This window comes from Anaerospora hongkongensis (assembly GCF_004339805.1).
GTDB classification, from domain to species: Bacteria; Bacillota; Negativicutes; order Sporomusales; family DSM-15969; genus Anaerospora; species Anaerospora hongkongensis.
Window position 1 is genome coordinate 14,855 of sequence record NZ_SLUI01000023.1, and the last position, 17,506, is coordinate 32,360.

At 38.8% G+C, this 17,506-nt stretch carries 17 protein-coding genes; 9 read left to right on the forward strand and 8 right to left on the reverse strand.

Annotated features, from left to right (window positions below; genetic code table 11):
• Positions 1-11 precede the first annotated feature (11 nt).
• Together EV210_RS21490 and EV210_RS21495 are read right to left on the reverse strand one after the other, a co-directional pair.
• Complete coding sequence (locus tag EV210_RS21490; RefSeq protein ID WP_132083508.1) at positions 12-2,402, reverse strand: hypothetical protein; 2,391 nt, start codon at positions 2,400-2,402, stop codon at positions 12-14.
• An 11-nt stretch (positions 2,403-2,413) separates the two neighbouring features.
• On the reverse strand, positions 2,414-2,818 hold the full coding sequence (locus tag EV210_RS21495) for a helix-turn-helix domain-containing protein (RefSeq protein ID WP_132083510.1): 405 nt from the start codon (positions 2,816-2,818) through the stop codon (positions 2,414-2,416).
• A gap of 530 nt (positions 2,819-3,348) precedes the next feature.
• Here EV210_RS21495 and EV210_RS21500 point away from each other — a divergent pair.
• On the forward strand, positions 3,349-3,888 hold the full coding sequence (locus EV210_RS21500) for a hypothetical protein (protein WP_132083512.1): 540 nt from the start codon (positions 3,349-3,351) through the stop codon (positions 3,886-3,888).
• A 346-nt stretch (positions 3,889-4,234) separates the two neighbouring features.
• On the opposite strand, the gene EV210_RS21505 is transcribed toward EV210_RS21500, so the two are convergent.
• Entirely contained in the window at positions 4,235-5,329 is a 1,095-nt protein-coding gene (locus EV210_RS21505) for a site-specific integrase (RefSeq protein WP_132083514.1), read from the reverse strand.
• Positions 5,330-6,729: 1,400 nt separating this feature from the next.
• On the opposite strand from EV210_RS21505, the gene EV210_RS21510 reads away from it, so the two are divergent.
• Positions 6,730-7,311: a hypothetical protein gene (locus tag EV210_RS21510; RefSeq protein ID WP_132083516.1), complete on the forward strand. Its 582-nt coding sequence runs from the start codon at positions 6,730-6,732 to the stop codon at positions 7,309-7,311.
• Between the two features lie 986 nt (positions 7,312-8,297).
• The gene (locus EV210_RS21515; RefSeq protein ID WP_132083518.1) at positions 8,298-8,516 is read left to right on the forward strand and encodes a hypothetical protein; all 219 of its coding nucleotides are present in this window, start codon (positions 8,298-8,300) and stop codon (positions 8,514-8,516) included.
• A gap of 97 nt (positions 8,517-8,613) precedes the next feature.
• Here the strand turns inward: EV210_RS21515 and EV210_RS21520 are convergent, their stop codons facing one another.
• The 3 genes from EV210_RS21520 to EV210_RS21530 form a co-directional block, all read right to left on the reverse strand.
• A complete protein-coding gene (locus tag EV210_RS21520; protein WP_132083520.1) occupies positions 8,614-8,886 on the reverse strand; it encodes a hypothetical protein in 273 nt (90 codons plus the stop codon).
• Positions 8,886-9,455 carry a hypothetical protein gene (locus EV210_RS21525; protein ID WP_132083522.1) on the reverse strand — a complete coding sequence of 190 codons (570 nt, stop codon included), beginning with the start codon at positions 9,453-9,455 and terminating at the stop codon, positions 8,886-8,888. The genes EV210_RS21520 and EV210_RS21525 overlap by 1 nt, the downstream gene beginning before the upstream one ends.
• Before the next feature lie 357 nt (positions 9,456-9,812).
• Positions 9,813-10,202: a hypothetical protein gene (locus EV210_RS21530; protein WP_132083524.1), complete on the reverse strand. Its 390-nt coding sequence runs from the start codon at positions 10,200-10,202 to the stop codon at positions 9,813-9,815.
• A 412-nt stretch (positions 10,203-10,614) separates the two neighbouring features.
• Here EV210_RS21530 and EV210_RS21535 point away from each other — a divergent pair, with 412 nt between their 5' ends.
• From EV210_RS21535 to EV210_RS21550, 4 genes are all read left to right on the forward strand, one after another.
• Positions 10,615-10,794 (forward strand): helix-turn-helix domain-containing protein, encoded by a 180-nt coding sequence (locus EV210_RS21535; protein ID WP_132083526.1) that lies wholly within the window; start codon positions 10,615-10,617, stop codon positions 10,792-10,794.
• A gap of 1 nt (position 10,795) precedes the next feature.
• Complete coding sequence (locus EV210_RS21540; protein WP_132083528.1) at positions 10,796-11,479, forward strand: hypothetical protein; 684 nt, start codon at positions 10,796-10,798, stop codon at positions 11,477-11,479.
• A gap of 242 nt (positions 11,480-11,721) precedes the next feature.
• Entirely contained in the window at positions 11,722-12,231 is a 510-nt protein-coding gene (locus EV210_RS21545; protein ID WP_132083530.1) for a hypothetical protein, read from the forward strand.
• A gap of 219 nt (positions 12,232-12,450) precedes the next feature.
• Positions 12,451-12,774 (forward strand): hypothetical protein, encoded by a 324-nt coding sequence (locus EV210_RS21550; protein ID WP_132083532.1) that lies wholly within the window; start codon positions 12,451-12,453, stop codon positions 12,772-12,774.
• Between the two features lie 230 nt (positions 12,775-13,004).
• Here the strand turns inward: EV210_RS21550 and EV210_RS21555 are convergent, their stop codons facing one another.
• Both EV210_RS21555 and EV210_RS21560 read right to left on the reverse strand, forming a co-directional pair.
• On the reverse strand, positions 13,005-14,708 hold the full coding sequence (locus tag EV210_RS21555) for a hypothetical protein (protein ID WP_132083534.1): 1,704 nt from the start codon (positions 14,706-14,708) through the stop codon (positions 13,005-13,007).
• 357 nt (positions 14,709-15,065) lie between these two features.
• Positions 15,066-15,311, reverse strand: a complete 246-nt coding sequence (locus tag EV210_RS21560; protein ID WP_132083536.1) for a hypothetical protein — start codon at positions 15,309-15,311, stop codon at positions 15,066-15,068.
• 727 nt (positions 15,312-16,038) lie between these two features.
• Here EV210_RS21560 and EV210_RS21565 point away from each other — a divergent pair.
• Together EV210_RS21565 and EV210_RS21570 are read left to right on the forward strand one after the other, a co-directional pair.
• Positions 16,039-16,857 carry a ParA family protein gene (locus tag EV210_RS21565; protein ID WP_165898993.1) on the forward strand — a complete coding sequence of 273 codons (819 nt, stop codon included), beginning with the start codon at positions 16,039-16,041 and terminating at the stop codon, positions 16,855-16,857.
• Positions 16,844-17,383, forward strand: coding sequence for a hypothetical protein (locus EV210_RS21570; protein WP_132083541.1), 540 nt, complete (start codon positions 16,844-16,846; stop codon positions 17,381-17,383). Before EV210_RS21565 ends, EV210_RS21570 begins: the two co-directional genes overlap by 14 nt.
• Positions 17,384-17,506 lie beyond the last annotated feature (123 nt).

Here is a 17,506-nt window from a genome sequence, read left to right on the forward strand (position 1 = left end):
ATTTTATCACCTCACTTTTCGCTACCATGTATTGTATTTATTGTGCCAGTAGCAACGCCTGTGACTGCTCCAGTCGATTGTTTTATAAAGGATTGTGCTATCTTATCTCCTAGATCGGCGTTTCTCGCGACTTCTTTGTACATTTTTTCAATTAACGCGTCGGTGTCACGAATGGCTTTAAATTCATTAGCCAATGTTACACCTTCGTCTAACATTGGTTTTGTGACTTCGTCCGTATTTTCAAACGCTTCGCGTCTCCACATACCAGCAGAATCCTTAGCTCCTTTCCTACCCTTGGATAGGTTAGCAAGCATGTCCTCATATCGTTTGGAGTCGCGGATGACCACAGGGCTTTTAAGATACTCCTTACATGACTTCTGCAATTGCAGAAGTTCTTTCCCTGAAATTTGTACCGATGCATTTCCAAGACGCTTAGAAATATTAGCTAGATTATCTGTTTTTGCAACAACGGAAAGAGCTGTATCAAGTTTTGTGCTTGTGGGAATGCGTATTGCATCCTCAGTTACCGTATAAGATAAACGCTCGCCCAACTTAATACCAGCGCCTTTAGCAGCTTGATTTTTAAGCAATTGTTTGCCCCATGCGCCGCCTAAACCAGCCATTGCTGCAGAAAGAGCACCTTCTATAGCTAATTCGCCTTTATTATTATCCCAAACATAATTTACGTAGTCAGCGGCTTGCACTGCAAAAGAATTAAAACTTGCACCGTCCATAATAGCAGCTCCCATTACAACCAATGCCGTTATGCCTAAACCAGTAAGAACAACAGGCCAAGAGACTAAAGCTCCAAAACCTATAGCAACCAGGACACCTACACCTATTAGAGCACCTAAAATTGATGCTCCTACGGTCATTAACCCTTTAGCGAATTTACTACCAGGCAGCTCCGCAGTAATTGTAGTTGGATCAATTTTGTTATAAGGACTATTAGCTTTAGCATTTAAACAAAGCTCCAGAGCTTTTTGAAAACCTTTGGTTTTTTTTACGCATTCATCATAATCAGCCTGGCTAAGACTATCGGGTTTCGGAACTGTTGTAGTTGTAGCTGGAGATGTAGTTGGTACAGTTGGAGTAACCCCTGATCCGGCAACTACAGGAGCACCGGCGATAACCGGCGAATTAGTACCCAAATTAGCCATCATAGCAGCTACTCGCTTTTGGTAATCGTCGTTAGCTACTTTTGTATCAAGCTGAGGATTGTCTTTTCTGTATTTTGCTTTTTCTTGTTGTTTATTTACAGGATCAGCACCTGAATTTAAAGAAACGAGCGTATATTTGCCATTTTTTTCAGCACGCAGTATACCGTCCGAACATAATTCTTTGCCCTCTGCTAAATAAGTGGCTTTTTTGGCGTTGATTTCTACGGGTACTTCTTGGTCTTTCACGAAAGCGGTAAACTTACCATCTTCAGTAATTATTTTTTCGACTTCTCCACAAAAACCAGTATGTTTTAGTTCGGGGACTAGTTCAGCATCAATGTTGGCAAGCAATGCATCTCTTTCTTCATTAGATCGCCACAAACAGTTGTAACCAGGTATACAGGTATCACCGTCGTTATATTCTGCAGAATTCCCACCATTTTTTTGAGCAATAGCATTTGCTACGAATCCTTCATAACTAACGTTTGTTACGTAGAATTGTTGTTGCCCGAAGGCGTTTATAACCGAAACTGTTACCTGTGCTACATTTAAATGCGTTCCTGGCTGTGCAGTTTCGACAATTTTTACGGCTTGTCCATTTTTCTTAATTTCTGTTTGTCCTACAGACATCCCCACAATCTTATAATTTTGGTTAATTTCCTTTACTGTTGGGATTATATAAATCGGATATCCCGTATAAGGATATGGAGGGTCTGCCCGGAGCTGGAACAATATTGCCCCATCTGGTAACGTATTCTTCTCTAAGTCCTTTTTATGCCAAACTTTTTCAGAAGTCTTAGCATTTGCAGAAACTACACCCGTACCGTCCGTCATACCCTTAATTACTTTTGTACCGTCTGGAGCTGTAATTGTTGCTAGTGCCTTTTCTTTATCAATGGCGTTTTCACGATCAAGTGCGTTTTGTTTTGCCATATTATCCGCAACTGCAATTCCTAGATTGCGCAAAGATTTATCTCTATTTATTTTTACAGAATCATCTAGTCCATAACTGTAATAATCGTATTTATCGCGTTTTCCTTCATAAATTGGCCTCCAGAGGTTAAATAGATTATAAAAAGTTTCCTTAAATCCGTTATCTTTATAGCTAGCATTAACATCAGCTGCATATTGAGTTGCCATTGTTTTTACTGTATTAACATTTGCCGGCGAATCTATCGCAAACGCTGTATTGGCGCTAAGTAAAGTTATCATTGCGGCAGTAAGTATTATTTTCCCTTTCATTTTTCCACCGCCTAATTTTTAATATCTAACATTTTTTTAAGCGATTTTCCGCTTACACATATAAACCGATGTTCCATGTAAACCTCTAATGGTAAGTTATTTACAGCCCTTCTTAGCGTTTTTTTGTTTACACCTAACAAGTCGGCAGCTGCTTGCAAGGTATAGCCATCAGCGTAAAGGAATTTGTCGCACAAGCACTTGTCAATTTTCTTTTCCAGAGCTTTTAAAGGTATAACAAGCCGCTTGTTTATCTTTACAGCTATCAATTCATCGGCGGCGATCCAGTTAAGGATGGTGTTTTCTGTACGTCCGGAGATTTGGGCAGCTTCTTGCGGACTAACGGCTAAACGACGGTCCATCTCGGGGATTGGTACAGGTACAAAGTCAAGCATCTGTTTTTGCGACCATTTAGCCATTAATAAGCCCCCTTCTTATAAAAATCGTAAAATAGAACTATAATAGACCAAAAGGTGATCCAGCCTGCTCCAACGTGCTTCGCAATATCCGTTTTATCATGTTTCATTTTTTCACCTCTAAAAAAATAGCAGGACACCGCATATAACGGTAATCCTGCTTATTGTTTATTAACATAAGTTTACTACCAAAAACCCTATAGACCAAATTTCACTCACGGTTTTTAGATAGGTTTTTAGTCCTGATTTTCAACATAAAAAAGCCTCCGAGAGGCTTTAATTTCATTTGAGAGGTTGCATAAGCAACCGCTGCCCGCGTGGGGCAAAGTTAAGTAACTGACTATAACATTATTTTTTAAAATGACAATAAATATTAATATTACAGCTCTATTTTATTATCGTTTAGAGGGATCAGCTTCTCTTTCGCCATTTTTAATTAGGTAGAAGTTCCGACATAGAATAAGGGAAATATTGCAGGAAATACATTTTTTTACCAGAATAAAAATTATTGCAAACTAATTGGAGGGGATACTTTGAGGAAATTGTCAATTCTATTAGCATTATTCATTTGCTTCAATATTAATTTAGCTTTTGCCTCAACAGAACAAGACATATTGGCGGAATTTAAACAATTGGCTAAAGCGCATATGGAAAGTTATAAAACTGATAGTAGAGAAAAAATTACTTTCGCACCAAAAGAAACTATTCCAGGCACAAAGTTTATAACAGAAGCTCGATGGATTAAAGACAAATACATAGTTCATGAAGACTATAAAATTGACGTTCAAAAGACTAATTCATTAGTGTCTCCATATATAGGGGTACTTGTATTTAAACTAGATAGATACGTAGTGACAAGCTATATTTCAAAAGAGGATGCCGAGAAAAAAGAATATCCGCCAATCGATTTACGATGGCAAACTGAACATAAGCATACTTATGCATTCCAAGATGGTAAATGGATAACCACAGAAAGAAAAAGCAGATATCCATTAATGTATGATGTTCCCTCTATGCAAGAATGGAAAAGTTGTGAATCAGATAATACTTCATGTTTTGAGAAACCCCTTTAGTTTTGTACCCTATATCAAACTTGATGTTGGGACTTATTTCTCAACTTAAAAAAAGCGGATTGCGCGATCTTTGTTCTTTATAGTTGGTAACAGTAAAAGCTGTACGGGTTGATCCCGTACAGCTTTTTAACACTGCGTATGTGATTTTTTCTATTTTTCACCTCGCAAAACAAAACCAACTTGAATACAAGTATTCTGCGGTACTCATTACTAATACTCAATCTTTTTACCTTGCTCGATGACGCACACCGTGTACTGTAGATATTTAATAACCGCTTTAGGGCTTGATTCTTTTAACATTTGTAGAGCTTGGGAGTTAATGATTACTTTATCCATCCTGTTCACCTCATTTTTTCTTTTTTGCGTATTGGGTATAACCGCTTTTGTACCTTTTGCTGATCGAACTTCTGGTATGACCAGTGAAACGGGAGAGCTTAGCGAAAATTTTATGGACATTCTTTTCACCTTCACTTAGCTCATTGAATTTTCTATCTACAAAGCTCCAGCGCAGCCCATGCGTTCCATTAAATTTCTCGCCATTTTTTTCTACGGCTTTTCTGAGTGCATTTGAATAGCTACGTTCGCTAATCTTGAATGCACCTTTGTTTTCAATCGCTTCTTTGACTTTATACCAAGTGTCTAAAGGAACGGTTATGGTACGTGGCCTTCCCCCCTTCGTATTAGTGAGGCGAATTTGTCCCGGCGGTAATGGATTGCCTTCACGATCCACAAGATTTTTCGCTGTTAAATTTGAGATTTCCTTAACCCGTGCGCCTCCGAACCCTTGTAGTTCTGCAGCCGTTTTGTAATCATCTTTTTTTAAGTTATTTATAATACCAGGTACATCGATATATTTTCGATTCACGACCTCACCGGTCTTCTCGTAGCTTTTGTTTATCGCTTGCCGGCAATTCTCCAAAGCTGTTGAGAAATTTCTAGGCAGGTTAGGTTGTTTGTCGTTTTTATGAGCCTCGCGATACTCAGCTCTTACTTTATCTAAGGCTTGCGCCTTGCTTTCTTGATTTTGCATTTTTGGATCGATTTCGCGCCTGGTGATGTAAACATTAACTGCATATTCTAGCTTTTCTAACCTGGATACATATTGATAAACTGTGCTCCTCATACGGCCTTCATCGATTTTGAACTTAATAAATGCCTCGAAGTGTTCCGGTTTTACTTTTTCATAGTCCTTAACAGACTTCACGCCGTATTTTTCACATGCTTGTTTGTCCGCACAAAAATTACCAAAGTCCTTCCAAGTCGATGTAAGGTTCTCTTTTTGCTGTATTGAGTGTATTTTCGTCTGTTTGCCTAATTCATCCCAACCCGAAGCACCTTTATCCCTGGCTGCGCCCTTGTCATCGTGTTTAGATTCTCCTAATCCCATTATTCCGGTTCTATTAAACAGGTCTTCTACTTGTTCACCAATTTTTCCATTCACAAAAGATATCTCCTTTTAACGTAAATTCGTTTTTTAGATGATAATTTACATTTACGTTAAGTGCAAATTTCGCGCAGAAAAATTTAAAAATATAACTTTCAATAAAGAAAATTAGCCACTACGCCCATCCCAGCGTAGTGGCTTTTAAATAAGCGTTCATTATATCCCCCGCCATGCGTCCCTCTGGCATGGCGGTATAAACAAGCGTATTCAAGAATAAACCCAATGGAATGACACTCTGGAGAATGTCCCCATGCGGAACTCCGTTACACTCTAGTTCCGCGCCTCCTCCGACTGCTTACGCGAGTGTTAAAGTCAAAAGGGTCTTTGGAAGGAACCGGCTCATCATTCGCCCCGGTTCCTTCCAAACCATCCTCCCTTTCATGGAAGAAACGCCGCTACACTCTGTTTCTCCCTATACCCACTTCCCCGACTGCTCCGCTTTTAGCATGAGTAAAAATTTCTACTGCTCCGCTTGCGTAAGGGGAGACGAAACCCTCGGAACGCCGCTGCACTCGTTCCGAACCTCCCCGCTAAATGTGTATGGCTAACGCATACACATTTAGCAGGGAGGTCGTGCTAAGCCGATCCAGCTTGCACTGTATAGATTTAGCCCTATTCCAACAGAGCAAAAAATACGCAAATCCTATATAAAAAGTACGCACTTTTTGCGCACTTTTACGTCGCAGTATTATATCCATATAAAAGAAAGGATTTCTATATAAAGAAACAGGGTTGCATGGTATAAGGAAGAGGTTTTTATGTAGAGAAAACGGTTTATACTTTTAGACTCGCCACGTTGGAATCGCGTCGTCCGCGCACGCGCTCCTATCTCTTCCCCAACCTGGCTTCGCCTAAAAGTATAAACGGATATTATATAAACGAAGGTAAGGCTGTTTCTAATGGCACAGGGTACGGGCTTTGACAAGCCCTAATAGTAACTAATCATAGGCGCTGTCATGAGAGCTGTGCTCTCCCGCCATCGCCTACGACCAGTTACTATATATGGACGGCAAAGAACGCCGTCCATACCCCGTGCTGTACTGATTTTAGGACTAAAGTAGGATTTTACTCAAATTGCCTTAGTTTTTTTTTGCATTGTTGTTTCCTGCCTTTTATACTGCATCCACAATAGCGTATTTATACGCGAAATAATACGTACAAATACGCATCTAAAAACTCGCTTTAATATAGGTTTTATAAGGATTCAAGCCATCTCACTACACAAAAACGTATTTATACGCGAAATTATGCGCATTTCTGCGCTTCTCTTTAAAACGTAGAAATCGCAAAAAAATGCGTACTTTCTACGACTGAAAATACGCGCTTATTAGCGTATTTATACGCATTGCAAAATGACCTCAAACCCAATATCTATATAGATTGAAAGGATGTTAAAAATGGATTTTACAACAATGGATGATTTAAAGATTTTTGAAAAAATAACGGGATTAACGACAAAAGAGATCAATGCGCTGCGCACATGGGCAAGTAGACAGTCACTTACTCTCTTTCTAATGGAAGTTGAGGGCGCGAAGGACGAAGCCCGAACACTTCTTTCTAATCGATGTATAAACGTACTAAAAGTGAAGACAAACTCATTTCCTAAGAAAGAGCACTATCCCGTAGCTCTTACTCTGATCGCCTACGCTATTGTTAAAGGAAAAATGACTACTAACCCTTACCGGTTGGCAGACGATACAGAAGCTATGCGTCAAATTGACATTCGTGTCAGCCGCATGGACGCTGTTAAATCTGAAAAAAAGAGAATGAGTAAAAAATCCGCCTATAATAAAATTAGAAATGAATTAGTACCTCTAATCAAAATACTACGTACAGTGCAAAAGCTAAGCTGGCAGGGAGTTGCAGACTATCTTCGCAAACATGAAGAGGTATCTGTCAATAAAGACTACCTCCGCAGAACGATCAAGGCAATTGAAGAAGAAAACCAACTTCATAAAGAATTATTTGGAGCCAAATAAAAAAAACATCGAGGATTTTACTCATGTCTCTTTTTTGCGTAGAAATACGTATTTTATTGCGTATTTCTACATATCAATTAAGGCCCTTCAAGCCTTTAATTATATAGTCTCACGCCTACTCGACCAACTAAAAACGTACAAGTACGCATTTTCTGCGGATTTGTACGCGAAGAAATATGTATCTTTACACGTATAAATGCATTAGAAAAGCCAGTGACTTCTATCACTGGCGCTTTTTTCTAAGCCTAAGTTTTTGGTTGTTTTTTTCTTGAACGATGCACATGCACATAGCACATATACACTTGAGCTGTCCATCTAATCGCCTCGCGGCCTAACGCTACTGATAAGGATAAATCCTCTCAGCAGAAGGCGACTCAAACCCCGTTCAAAAAGGTCTAGGTCATCGACAGTTTGCCTGTGACTATTATTTAGCGTTGCCCTTCGCTCTTAGTAACTCAGCCAGAAATACCCTATAACAGCGGTATTACAAGGATAAAGAACTAAGGTAGTAACCTTCATTTCCCGAAGAATCTATTGACGTACTACTTATCAAGTCTGGTTTTAAGTCCAGTAACAAAAGAAGTGGATTACTCCCCACTATAGAGCACCTTTAAACCGGATTTAGACGGCTCTTACCCCAAAGATGGCGGGGCTAAAACTAGGAGATATAAAACTTAGGTATATAAATACTGTAGCATATGTAAATGTAAAAACCAAAAAACGCAAAAAAATAAGCCCCGCGTATGCGTGGGCTTTTCCGTTGTAGCTAAATTGCCACTTTGGATGCTTTGTAATAAGATTGTTTTTAGGTTTTACATATAAAGAGTTAGCTCCTTGCTAAATCGCCGGTGATGAAGTAACTCTAGTCCACTGTTCCTGTAGACAACCATCGTCCTCGTGCTTTGCAGAAGAGACATTTATAATGTTATCATGCGAAAATATTAAATGCAAAAAACAAACATTGTTAACTATAAGAAGGACTCTATATGTTTATTAAAGAAGTTAAAAATCGGGAAAAAATTCTAAAGGAGAGTGCTTTTATGGCTACAACAGTGCTTATTAACCGTAAGGGCGTCACTGTTGCAAAACATGTTGAGGCAAATGGTGACGCATCAGTTGAGGTTCGCGTAGACGGTAAACCGCCTATTTATATAGGCGCAAAAGAAACTGAAAACAATAAAATTACAGCAATGATGGATGACTAAATAAGTAATAAAAAACAGATTCATGTGAATCTGTTTTTTATTACTTATTTTTCACTTAGCCTAAAACGGTATATATTTCCATAAAATAAAAAGCCCATTAAAGGGCTTTTGTCGCAGCAACATAACGTTTAACTTGTTTAACTTGACGCATTACATCAGCTTTTTTAGGCTGAGGTTCGCGCTGAACCTCGAATTGTTTAAGCTCACTTGCGGTTAAATCTCTCGGTCCAACCCCTCTTGACTCACAATATTTATGCAAATCGCGAACACGATAAGTTATATTTTTAGCAGTCGGAGGTAAAGCCCAGATGCCATTCACAGCTTCGTCTATAGCAGACATTCTTTTCATTTCTTCTTTTGTTAGCATCATTATAAACCCTCCCGCTTTGTCAGAAATTTATTGATAAGCAATTGTGATTGTTGCGGATAAAAATGGAGTTTTAATGGTGCTACAGGTACAGCACCAACGTCGCTGGATGCATAGTAATTTGCCAAATTTCGATTTTTAGGCTTAATAATCATATAGCCTTCTTGCCCAACATCAAAACTATATTTAGCTGCTATTGCTATCAACGTCGGACCAACCACGTACTTGCCACCATCTTTATTTTCTGGAGACGATTCAATATTGCGTATTAAAACAGATTGAGCCTCGATGTCATTTACGACAGATAAAAGACCTTGGATTTTACCATCTGCTACAATCTTAAAGACATTTCCCCCTACCTTATGCCAAATATTACTCCAGGGAAAACGCCATCCATCCCGCGTTAGAGTAGTCAAGTCCAGTTTATCAGCTAATTCATATTCAGCAGGTATTGCGACGATGTTTTCTCGGTCGATGATAACACAATACATCGATAATGTATCCTTATTATTTACAGTTTCTTGTATTCTTATTATACCATAAATCAGCTTGTGCGTAGGCTTTTCTGCCATTTTTTATTTCGTAGACAAAAAAACTGTTATCAACTTGTTTTTGTCTACGTCCTCCCTTCTAATTTTAATAATTACCTGGTCGAGGGCCATTCCCTCAGCGCTTTAATGTTAGGCTACAGCCTAGAGAAAAAAAGACTTTAACCTGTTTGATACAAGTTAAGCCTTCTAGCAGTTGCGGGATATTCAACTGTTTGTCTAAAATAAATTTAGACCGGTGCTAATAACCGCGACACTCAGGTCAAGCGTTGCGACACGAGGTCAAGCCCAATGAATTAGCGCACTGAGGAGGTTTTAGAGAAAACCTACCTAAAAAAAACTTCCTTCACAATATTTAAGATTGTAAATATTGTAACTCTCTCACGCGAGCAACGCAAAAATGCACCTAATTAAAATGAAAAAAGCCGCTAACAATTTACTTGTTAGGCAGCTTTTTTGATATCCAACGCGATCCAGTAATTCTATAAAACATTCTGCTTGTCGGGCTGAATTGATTAGATATACGCACTCACACAATGTTTTTGCAGTACCTATTCGCGTTATATATCTTTTTAGATCAATAACAGTTGAAACATCGTAAGGAAGTATATCAGCCCTAGCTAGTAGCATCAAAACTTCCGTTTGTGTTAGCCTTTCGGCCTGAAAAAAGGAAAAGGCGTAATACCAATGCTGTTCCGTCATCTCCGCTTCATCGTCAAATGAAGCCTCTTGACCGAACAATTTATCAAGCAAACTATAACTAATATCCATGGTCTTTTAACAGCTCCTTTAATGATTATTGCAGAGTTTAACTCCTATCCCGAAGAGCGTCTTTCACATTATCATTATTAGAATTGTTCTCGCTACACTTCTTAAAGAAGTAATACCTGCTGTATTTTGGGGGAGAGAAACCTTCCTTCTGGCTCCGCCTGATGTTTGTTTTTGTAGCCGATTAAATACTCGCAATTATATATTAATAAATACTACTAACCAAATATGACCCATCAGGACTTTTAGCTCATTTTAAATTAGCATCATCAAAATATAACGTAATCTAAATACAACTATAACGCTATTTACAGAACGTTCGGTAGAAAAAACCGAGCGTTTTTTTGTTTCTCATTTTTTATGTTTTACAATAATGACAAGTTGAGACAATTTATGACAACTGGAGGAAATCTAAGTGCATGAAGGCTTTTTTACAGTGCGCGAAGCAGCAAAAGAACTAGGCGTAAGTATACGCACTATATACCGTTATATAAAAGCTGGTTATTTATCAACTGAGAGGCTACGCCATGTACCTCATGGCGGGCTACTAATACCAAAGTGTCAAATATTTAAAATGAAAAATGGAGGACAATAAAATGGTACGTATATCTAAAGAAAAAATGAAAGAGCTTGCAGCTCAGGAAAGATCACGATTAAAAGAAGAAAAAAAGAAAAAGCAGATTGCAATCAATGATATTTTTACCGATAATGAAAAATTCCAAGAGAAATTGAACGAAATGACAGCCAAGATCGCTCACACGGCAGAGCAGACAGCAAAACAAGCTGACCCTGCAGCCAAAGGAAAGACTGAACCGATAGCCCAAGATCAAGCGGTAAATCAATATCAAGCAATTAGAAACATCTTAAATCCTATCCTGAATGAAATGCCCTTTGTAGATTGTCCTGTTTGTGGTGGACTCGTAGAAAAAGGCCGTTTTATAGTAACAGATAGCGGCAATGTGCTACACCATAATTGCTGTGTTTCTCTCCTTGTTATGCCCAGACAACCTGCAAAATTAAAAGAATCGCAAGCGTCGAAAGCTGAGAAACAAGCGTACTGGAATCGCTTAAGTGAAGCTCTACCAAAAATCAAACCCGTTGATTTTTTAACCAAAGAGCCGATACATGACAAGTACCTGATCGACTTCCACGGGAAAACAATTGGTACTGTTATCTACACTCCTGAATCTCTTGCGAAAGCAATAATCAAGTATTTCGATGATGATCCAGTATCCGATTCCAAGGTTTACTTTGAAAACCTAAAAAAACTAATTAAATAAAAATGCTTTAGCACCTAAGGAAATAAAGCAACAGAAAGGATTGATTAATATTTTTAAATGCTATCGATGTCCTGTATGTAAACAGGTTATAGCAAATGATAAGCACCAATGTTCCCCTCCTGATCCTATAAATCACGAGTTTATAGAGGAAGCCAAACACCCCTGGTGGTGGAATCGTCTAGGCCAGTATCCTCCCCAATTCTCATTTTGGATGGACTCCCCCTTACAAAAGGAAGATGAAGATGATGAATAAGTTTGCACCAATATTAAAGGTCTTGCTGAAAGATTACGAAGGAGGACCGTTAGAGCAACATCAGCGACGAGAAATCATGATAATAGTGGGCGCAGTCTTGGCTTTTATCTTATTATTAGGGGTATTTACCACAGAAGATGTCGTTACCTCGTTCAATAATACAGCTCAGAAATTTATAAAATCAACGGTCGATTACAATCCGGAAGAGGCTGTTAAATACACCACGGGAGGAGCTAGAGAGTTAGTTCTTTCTCAAGCTAAAAAGATTGCTGCAGCTAAAGCAGAGGGCTTTCAAACTGAAATTATTACGGTTGAAAGTAAAATATTAAGTCAAAGAAAAGCATTCTTAACCGCTGAAGTAACGGTAGATACAAAAGAAAAATGGCCTAATAAAGAGGCCGAACGTTTTACCCATGTTTTTGTTATGGAAGGACAAAGAGTCGGCAGCGACTGGAAGATATCTCAACTTTTAGAAATTGAAGCTAAAAAATCTGAGTAGAAAGGAAAAAAATGAAAAGAATAAATTCTTTATTTTCTTTTAAAAAGCATAATTAAACCCTCTATTTATTTATCTAGATATGATTACATTCAGTTGATACCTTTACCCCTACTACAAGGCCTAAAAATGGCAAATAACAGCACATTCCGAATTCCCTATTAGGTAAAATAACACCAAATACAAATAAAAAGCTGAAAGTAAGGAGAATTAAAAATTCACATGAGCGATTTTGATATCGAAATTGAAACTATTTTAAAGAGTATTAATCAATTACAAGTCAACGTAAAAAATGGCGCAATCAGAGCCGTACTGGCGCTGACGTTCCGGCAACTCGCAGAGTTAATCGAATATGGCTCCGAAGAACTACCTTTAACCCAAAGATGCAAGAGCTGCGCACACATTAACACACACAATAAATGTGTATATTTTAACAAACCATTTACTGGCTACAACGATAAAGTAATATGTCCCAGACTGCAGCTATCACCATCAAAAAAGGAAAAAACAGAACTTAACACAGAGAATAAAATAACCCTCTTTTAACACTGCTGCAGAAACACTTCAGCGGTGTTTTTGCTATAGCTGTGGATTTGTGGATGGCTAACGTTTAGTCATGGACAACTAACGTCGCAGGGGGAAACATGCTGCGCAATCCCCCTAAATGGCAACTACCTGTCCACAACTAAACTACCCAACCACAAGCTCCACAGCTACTACTGTTAATCAGTTTTAAGAAGAAGAAAATTATAAAAGTTAACTATTTGAGCTTAAATTTAAGAGCTATTTATCCTCTTTTCAGGCTTCCCCCTACTAAGTAAAATATTAGAGATATATATAGGGCTAAAGCCCCCCTCTACCACCACCCCCCCCACACAATACATAGCAATGTGTTGATACCCCCCCTCTGTAGTTACCACAGGAGCAAGTTCCTGCAATGATTCTGAGTTCTGATTGTCAACTACAGATTTAACTTCTTCGGCAGCATCCCAATATTTTTTAACAGTGTTATACGCGATATGTAGTGCTTTGGCTGTTCCTTTCATGCTTGCTAAGGGGTTAGCAGCACGATAAGCAATAACTGCCTGTTTTTTAGCCTCAGAATCAATTTTACGGTTATTTTGACAATGCTCTTTTCTAGTACGCTTTGCGGGTTCTCTTTCAATCTCGCGTTTATGACCAATACACTGCAAATGGTTTGTTAGTTCTTGCTTTACTTCTGGGGATAAACTCAGTTTTTCAAATATCCATGCATCAGTTATTTTATATCGTTTCAAGCCGTCTCTTTTGTAACTGTTTTCTGGACGCGCTGAAGCAATATCACGGAGCAGCTCTTCCTCATCCTGCGGTACTAAAAATGTATTATTTAGCTTTATAGCCTCTTTCAATCCCTCCTGGTATGTGCCACCAGCATATACAGTCCAAAGAGCAGCAAGCCAGCATAAAAGCTCTCTATACCCTTTTTTAATACCCTTCTCAGCCATGTATTCAGATGTACGGTATAAATCAGCAATGCGGGAATGACAAAGGTTGTAGTCGGTTCGGATGTATGTTACAAAGCTACGTTTTTTCTTAGTCGTAGCTTTTTTAATTACCTCCGGAGTAAACAGATCACCTGCTTCCTCATTCTTCTTTTTCTTAGCAGGCAAATCAGGCATGGAATTAAAAGCCTCCATGCTTGTTAAATTAAAGCCAGTTAGCATATATGCTGGAATGTAACTAGCTGCAAGCTCAAAGAAATTGTATTTAAGTGCATCAAAACGATGGGAGATAACAGATGCACCGTTATTAGGGTTAGCAGTACCGGCACAGCGCATGACCCTCACAAGATCACCGGCTACCTTCTGATCCGCACCAGCGTCAGATAGAACAGTAGAAAAATATGTATTTACAATCCTGAAGAGCTTGGACATTTCGGTCGAGGTTTTAACTGCATCGATAAGCCATATAAAATGCAGTCCACGACCACTGAATGTAACCAGATTTGGGGCTGGGAGCAGCCCTGAAGTAAAGTATTTATACCATATACGAGCCAACACCACACGGAAATCGGGCATTTCAACCCCTTCTTCGTGAACGTCAATCTCTGCATACAAAGCCTTATAGCGCCTTAAATTAGAGGCTGTACGCTGCATGGGTTTCTTGCCATCTTTACCAATTCTACGGGGAAAAAGATATGTTTGCTGAGATACATAGATATGCCAATCATCGCCGAGCTTGAATTGCTCTACAGCACGATCCATCTCACCAGGCCGATAAAGCCACTGTTTTTTATCTTTGCCATCTGCACTTTTAGCAAACATACAGAAATAGCGATCAACCTCACTGTCTCCATGAACTGAAAGCAGGTAGTCTTTCATCGTTTGCACATTAGGAACAAGCTCTTTCATATAGCGTTCAAGCTGTGCTTCAGTCATAATATTCAATTTTGACAGCTCATTTTGCTGTATTTCAATAGTTTCGTTTTGTTGTGCTAACAATAAAAACACCCCCTTTCTTCGTCTAATCCCGAAAAAAGAGGGCTGTTTTTAGGTGCAACAAACCAAGCTGTTTCTTTAGTTTTTTTCAAAAAACAAAAAAACAACATAAAAATACCCTCTTTTTTGGGTAAAAGAGGGTCATAAGTCTTGCAAGGCATATTGAAATAAGGTATAATCAAAATACAAATTGATAATACTTTAAACAAGGTCTTGCAAAAGACCCTCAGTGCGGACTTATCTGATTAGCCGGCAAGCAGAAGCAGATTAGTCCTCTTTATTTTTTTGTGGATAAACTAGTAACGAAATAGTGTTCAATTAAATCGTTCTTAAATTATATCTAACTTTTTGTCGCTCTCTTTACTGGGCGACTTTTTGCTGTTTAAATAAATCCATTTGCTCGGCCTGAGCTATAATTGCATCATACCCAGCTTGAATTGCAGTCATAGCAGCTTTAGCTTTAGCTACTCGAAATTTGTGTTGGCTTGGTGGCAACTTGTGTCGCCTGCTCTCGGTTAAATAATCAGCAAGATATTCAATCTTTGCCAATTCTTCCGCCGTTAAATATAATTCTAACTTAATTTTATTTTCTTTAGTTGCAGACACAGTTTCACCCCCAACTTTAAAAATCCATGAACTTTAATATAAGTTTATCCTCGCTTTTTGGGCTTGTCAAGAAAATCTTGGAAAAATAAGTATGATTTTTGCGCATATTGCATAAACTAATTAGTTATCCCTTTAAACGCCTATATTAAGGCGTTTTTTTATTTCCTGGGATAGTTACCCTTACTACACTTCTCTCCCCCTATTCTCGCTTCTTATATTACCTATAGCGCGATCCTTTGCCACAGAAACCCCATATATTTATAGTCTCAAGCATGCGCTAGGCTCCAAGATCAGGGGTTTTTAATCAGTAATAAAGCAATATCTAGGTACAAAGAACCAAGGCCGATACAGCCCTGGTTTTACTTTTTAAAAATAACTTTAAAAAACGCTATATTCCACTTGCGAGCAAAAAAAACGGAGATATAATCTGTAAAGACAGACAGACAGACAAATAAAGGAGAAATTGATATGCAAATTCCTGTAAGCACTAAAGTAAGTATTGAGACAGCAAAACGTCTTGACGAATACATAAAACGAACAAGCAAAGTCAAGGCAAGTGTTATAGACCGTGCAATTAACATGTATTTAGACAATCAAAACTTTCCTAGATAACCTGATATTTGGGCAGGAAATTAATGCCACAACATAGAACACTTCCTAATATGGAAGCGGAAGCGCAAGCGAATGCGTGAGCAAGAGCGGAAGTGATAACGAAAGGATGAAAATAATGACAAAAAAAGCAAAATCCGTACATTGCGCAAAAATTCTGACATATGGAATTCAAAAAGGAGGCGCTTGCAAGACTACAAGCTGTGCCATCAGTGGTTTTCTCCTGGCTGAGAAAGGCTATAAGGTACTTCTTGTCGATGCTGATCCTCAGGGAAATCAGACTGAAATTTGGACAGGCCGAGCGATCAGGGAATATCGGGAAGAAGATCGAGGTGGTATATTAGCGGCTCTAGAAGCTGAACCAACAGGCTCTAAAACTAGAGAACAAATAATAATTTTGACTGATAATATTCATTTGCTTATGGGTAACGAGATGCTAGGTGTCTTTCCTAGACCCGGTTGGCATGGAGATGTACAGCGAGCTGTAGAGAACATGCTTGCTCCTGTAGTCAATGATTACGATTTTATCCTTATCGACACAGCTCCTGCGCTGAACTATTTGCTAACTTCCTGCATTTGCGCATCTGTTTCCGGTGGGGTTGTAGCCCTGTTTGAAGCCGGTAAGTTCTGTTATTCCGCCCTCTTTTCTTTTATAGAAACAATTGAATATGTGCAGACAAACGGATACCCAGATTTACGGGTATTAGGCATCTTATGTAGCCTAATTGATAACCGCAGAACCGATAATAAGGATTTTTTGAGTTATGTTCAAGGTGACGAGTATCTGGGAGATCATTGTTTTAGAACTGTTATTAGTAGACAAGCTGCTGCAGGACGTTTAGCTTTTACCGGATTTTTTAATAATCCAGAACTTGAACTTGCTATTAAGCAGTATAGACCATTTATTAAGGAGCTGTTAGAACGTGTCAACGCCTAGATTTAATCCAAATAAAAATGCACCCGTAGGTGCATTTATGTCCGCAACCAAAAGCGAATCTGTTTCCGATAGCGAAAACAAATCTGGAACTACTCCTGTAACCGAATCTGCAAGCGTAAGCACATCTAAAAGTGAAGACGCTTCTGCAATTATACCCATAAGCGAATCCACCCCCACATCTAAAAACGAATACGCTTCCGCATCCGCAAGTGAATACGCTTCCGATCCCTCTAAGGCGGAAAAGAAAGCGAATAAAAACGAGAGCACAGGTATAAACGCCTCCGCAAGCGGACACGCTTCTTCCGTAAATTCTTCTGCAAGTGTAAGTGGAGGTTTGGCAGACCATCTGGCAAAAGCAAAGGAACCCAAATTTGAAGATTTGTACGCTAAGACAAACGTGTGGATACAAAAAGACCTGCTAGCAATCGTCGATGCAGTAACAAAGCAGGCGAAACCTGGCTTAAAGAAAACTATCTTTAATGAAGCATTAAAGATGTACTTGAAAGCAAATGGACTGCTGAAATAAGCTCTAAAAAGCACCGGTTAGTCGGTGCTTTTTTAATTGATACGGGCTTATGGGTTTTTAGTTAAATCTTCACTTACGGGAAGGGGAGAGAGATAAACTACTCTATAGGGGAGTTTGGGACAG

What these genes read in the sequence shown, in the direction of transcription:
- EV210_RS21545 (WP_132083530.1), top strand. Translation starts at nt 11,722, where the DNA reads ATGATGAATAAGTTTGCACCAATATTAAAGGTCTTGCTGAAAGATTAC.
- EV210_RS21515 (WP_132083518.1), top strand. Translation starts at nt 8,298, where the DNA reads ATGTTTATTAAAGAAGTTAAAAATCGGGAAAAAATTCTAAAGGAGAGT.
- EV210_RS21490 (WP_132083508.1), bottom strand. Translation starts at nt 2,402, where the DNA reads ATGAAAGGGAAAATAATACTTACTGCCGCAATGATAACTTTACTTAGC.
- EV210_RS21530 (WP_132083524.1), bottom strand. Translation starts at nt 10,202, where the DNA reads ATGGATATTAGTTATAGTTTGCTTGATAAATTGTTCGGTCAAGAGGCT.
- EV210_RS21525 (WP_132083522.1), bottom strand. Translation starts at nt 9,455, where the DNA reads ATGGCAGAAAAGCCTACGCACAAGCTGATTTATGGTATAATAAGAATA.
- EV210_RS21495 (WP_132083510.1), bottom strand. Translation starts at nt 2,818, where the DNA reads ATGGCTAAATGGTCGCAAAAACAGATGCTTGACTTTGTACCTGTACCA.
- EV210_RS21550 (WP_132083532.1), top strand. Translation starts at nt 12,451, where the DNA reads ATGAGCGATTTTGATATCGAAATTGAAACTATTTTAAAGAGTATTAAT.
- EV210_RS21540 (WP_132083528.1), top strand. Translation starts at nt 10,796, where the DNA reads ATGGTACGTATATCTAAAGAAAAAATGAAAGAGCTTGCAGCTCAGGAA.
- EV210_RS21565 (WP_165898993.1), top strand. Translation starts at nt 16,039, where the DNA reads ATGACAAAAAAAGCAAAATCCGTACATTGCGCAAAAATTCTGACATAT.
- EV210_RS21510 (WP_132083516.1), top strand. Translation starts at nt 6,730, where the DNA reads ATGGATTTTACAACAATGGATGATTTAAAGATTTTTGAAAAAATAACG.
- EV210_RS21520 (WP_132083520.1), bottom strand. Translation starts at nt 8,886, where the DNA reads ATGATGCTAACAAAAGAAGAAATGAAAAGAATGTCTGCTATAGACGAA.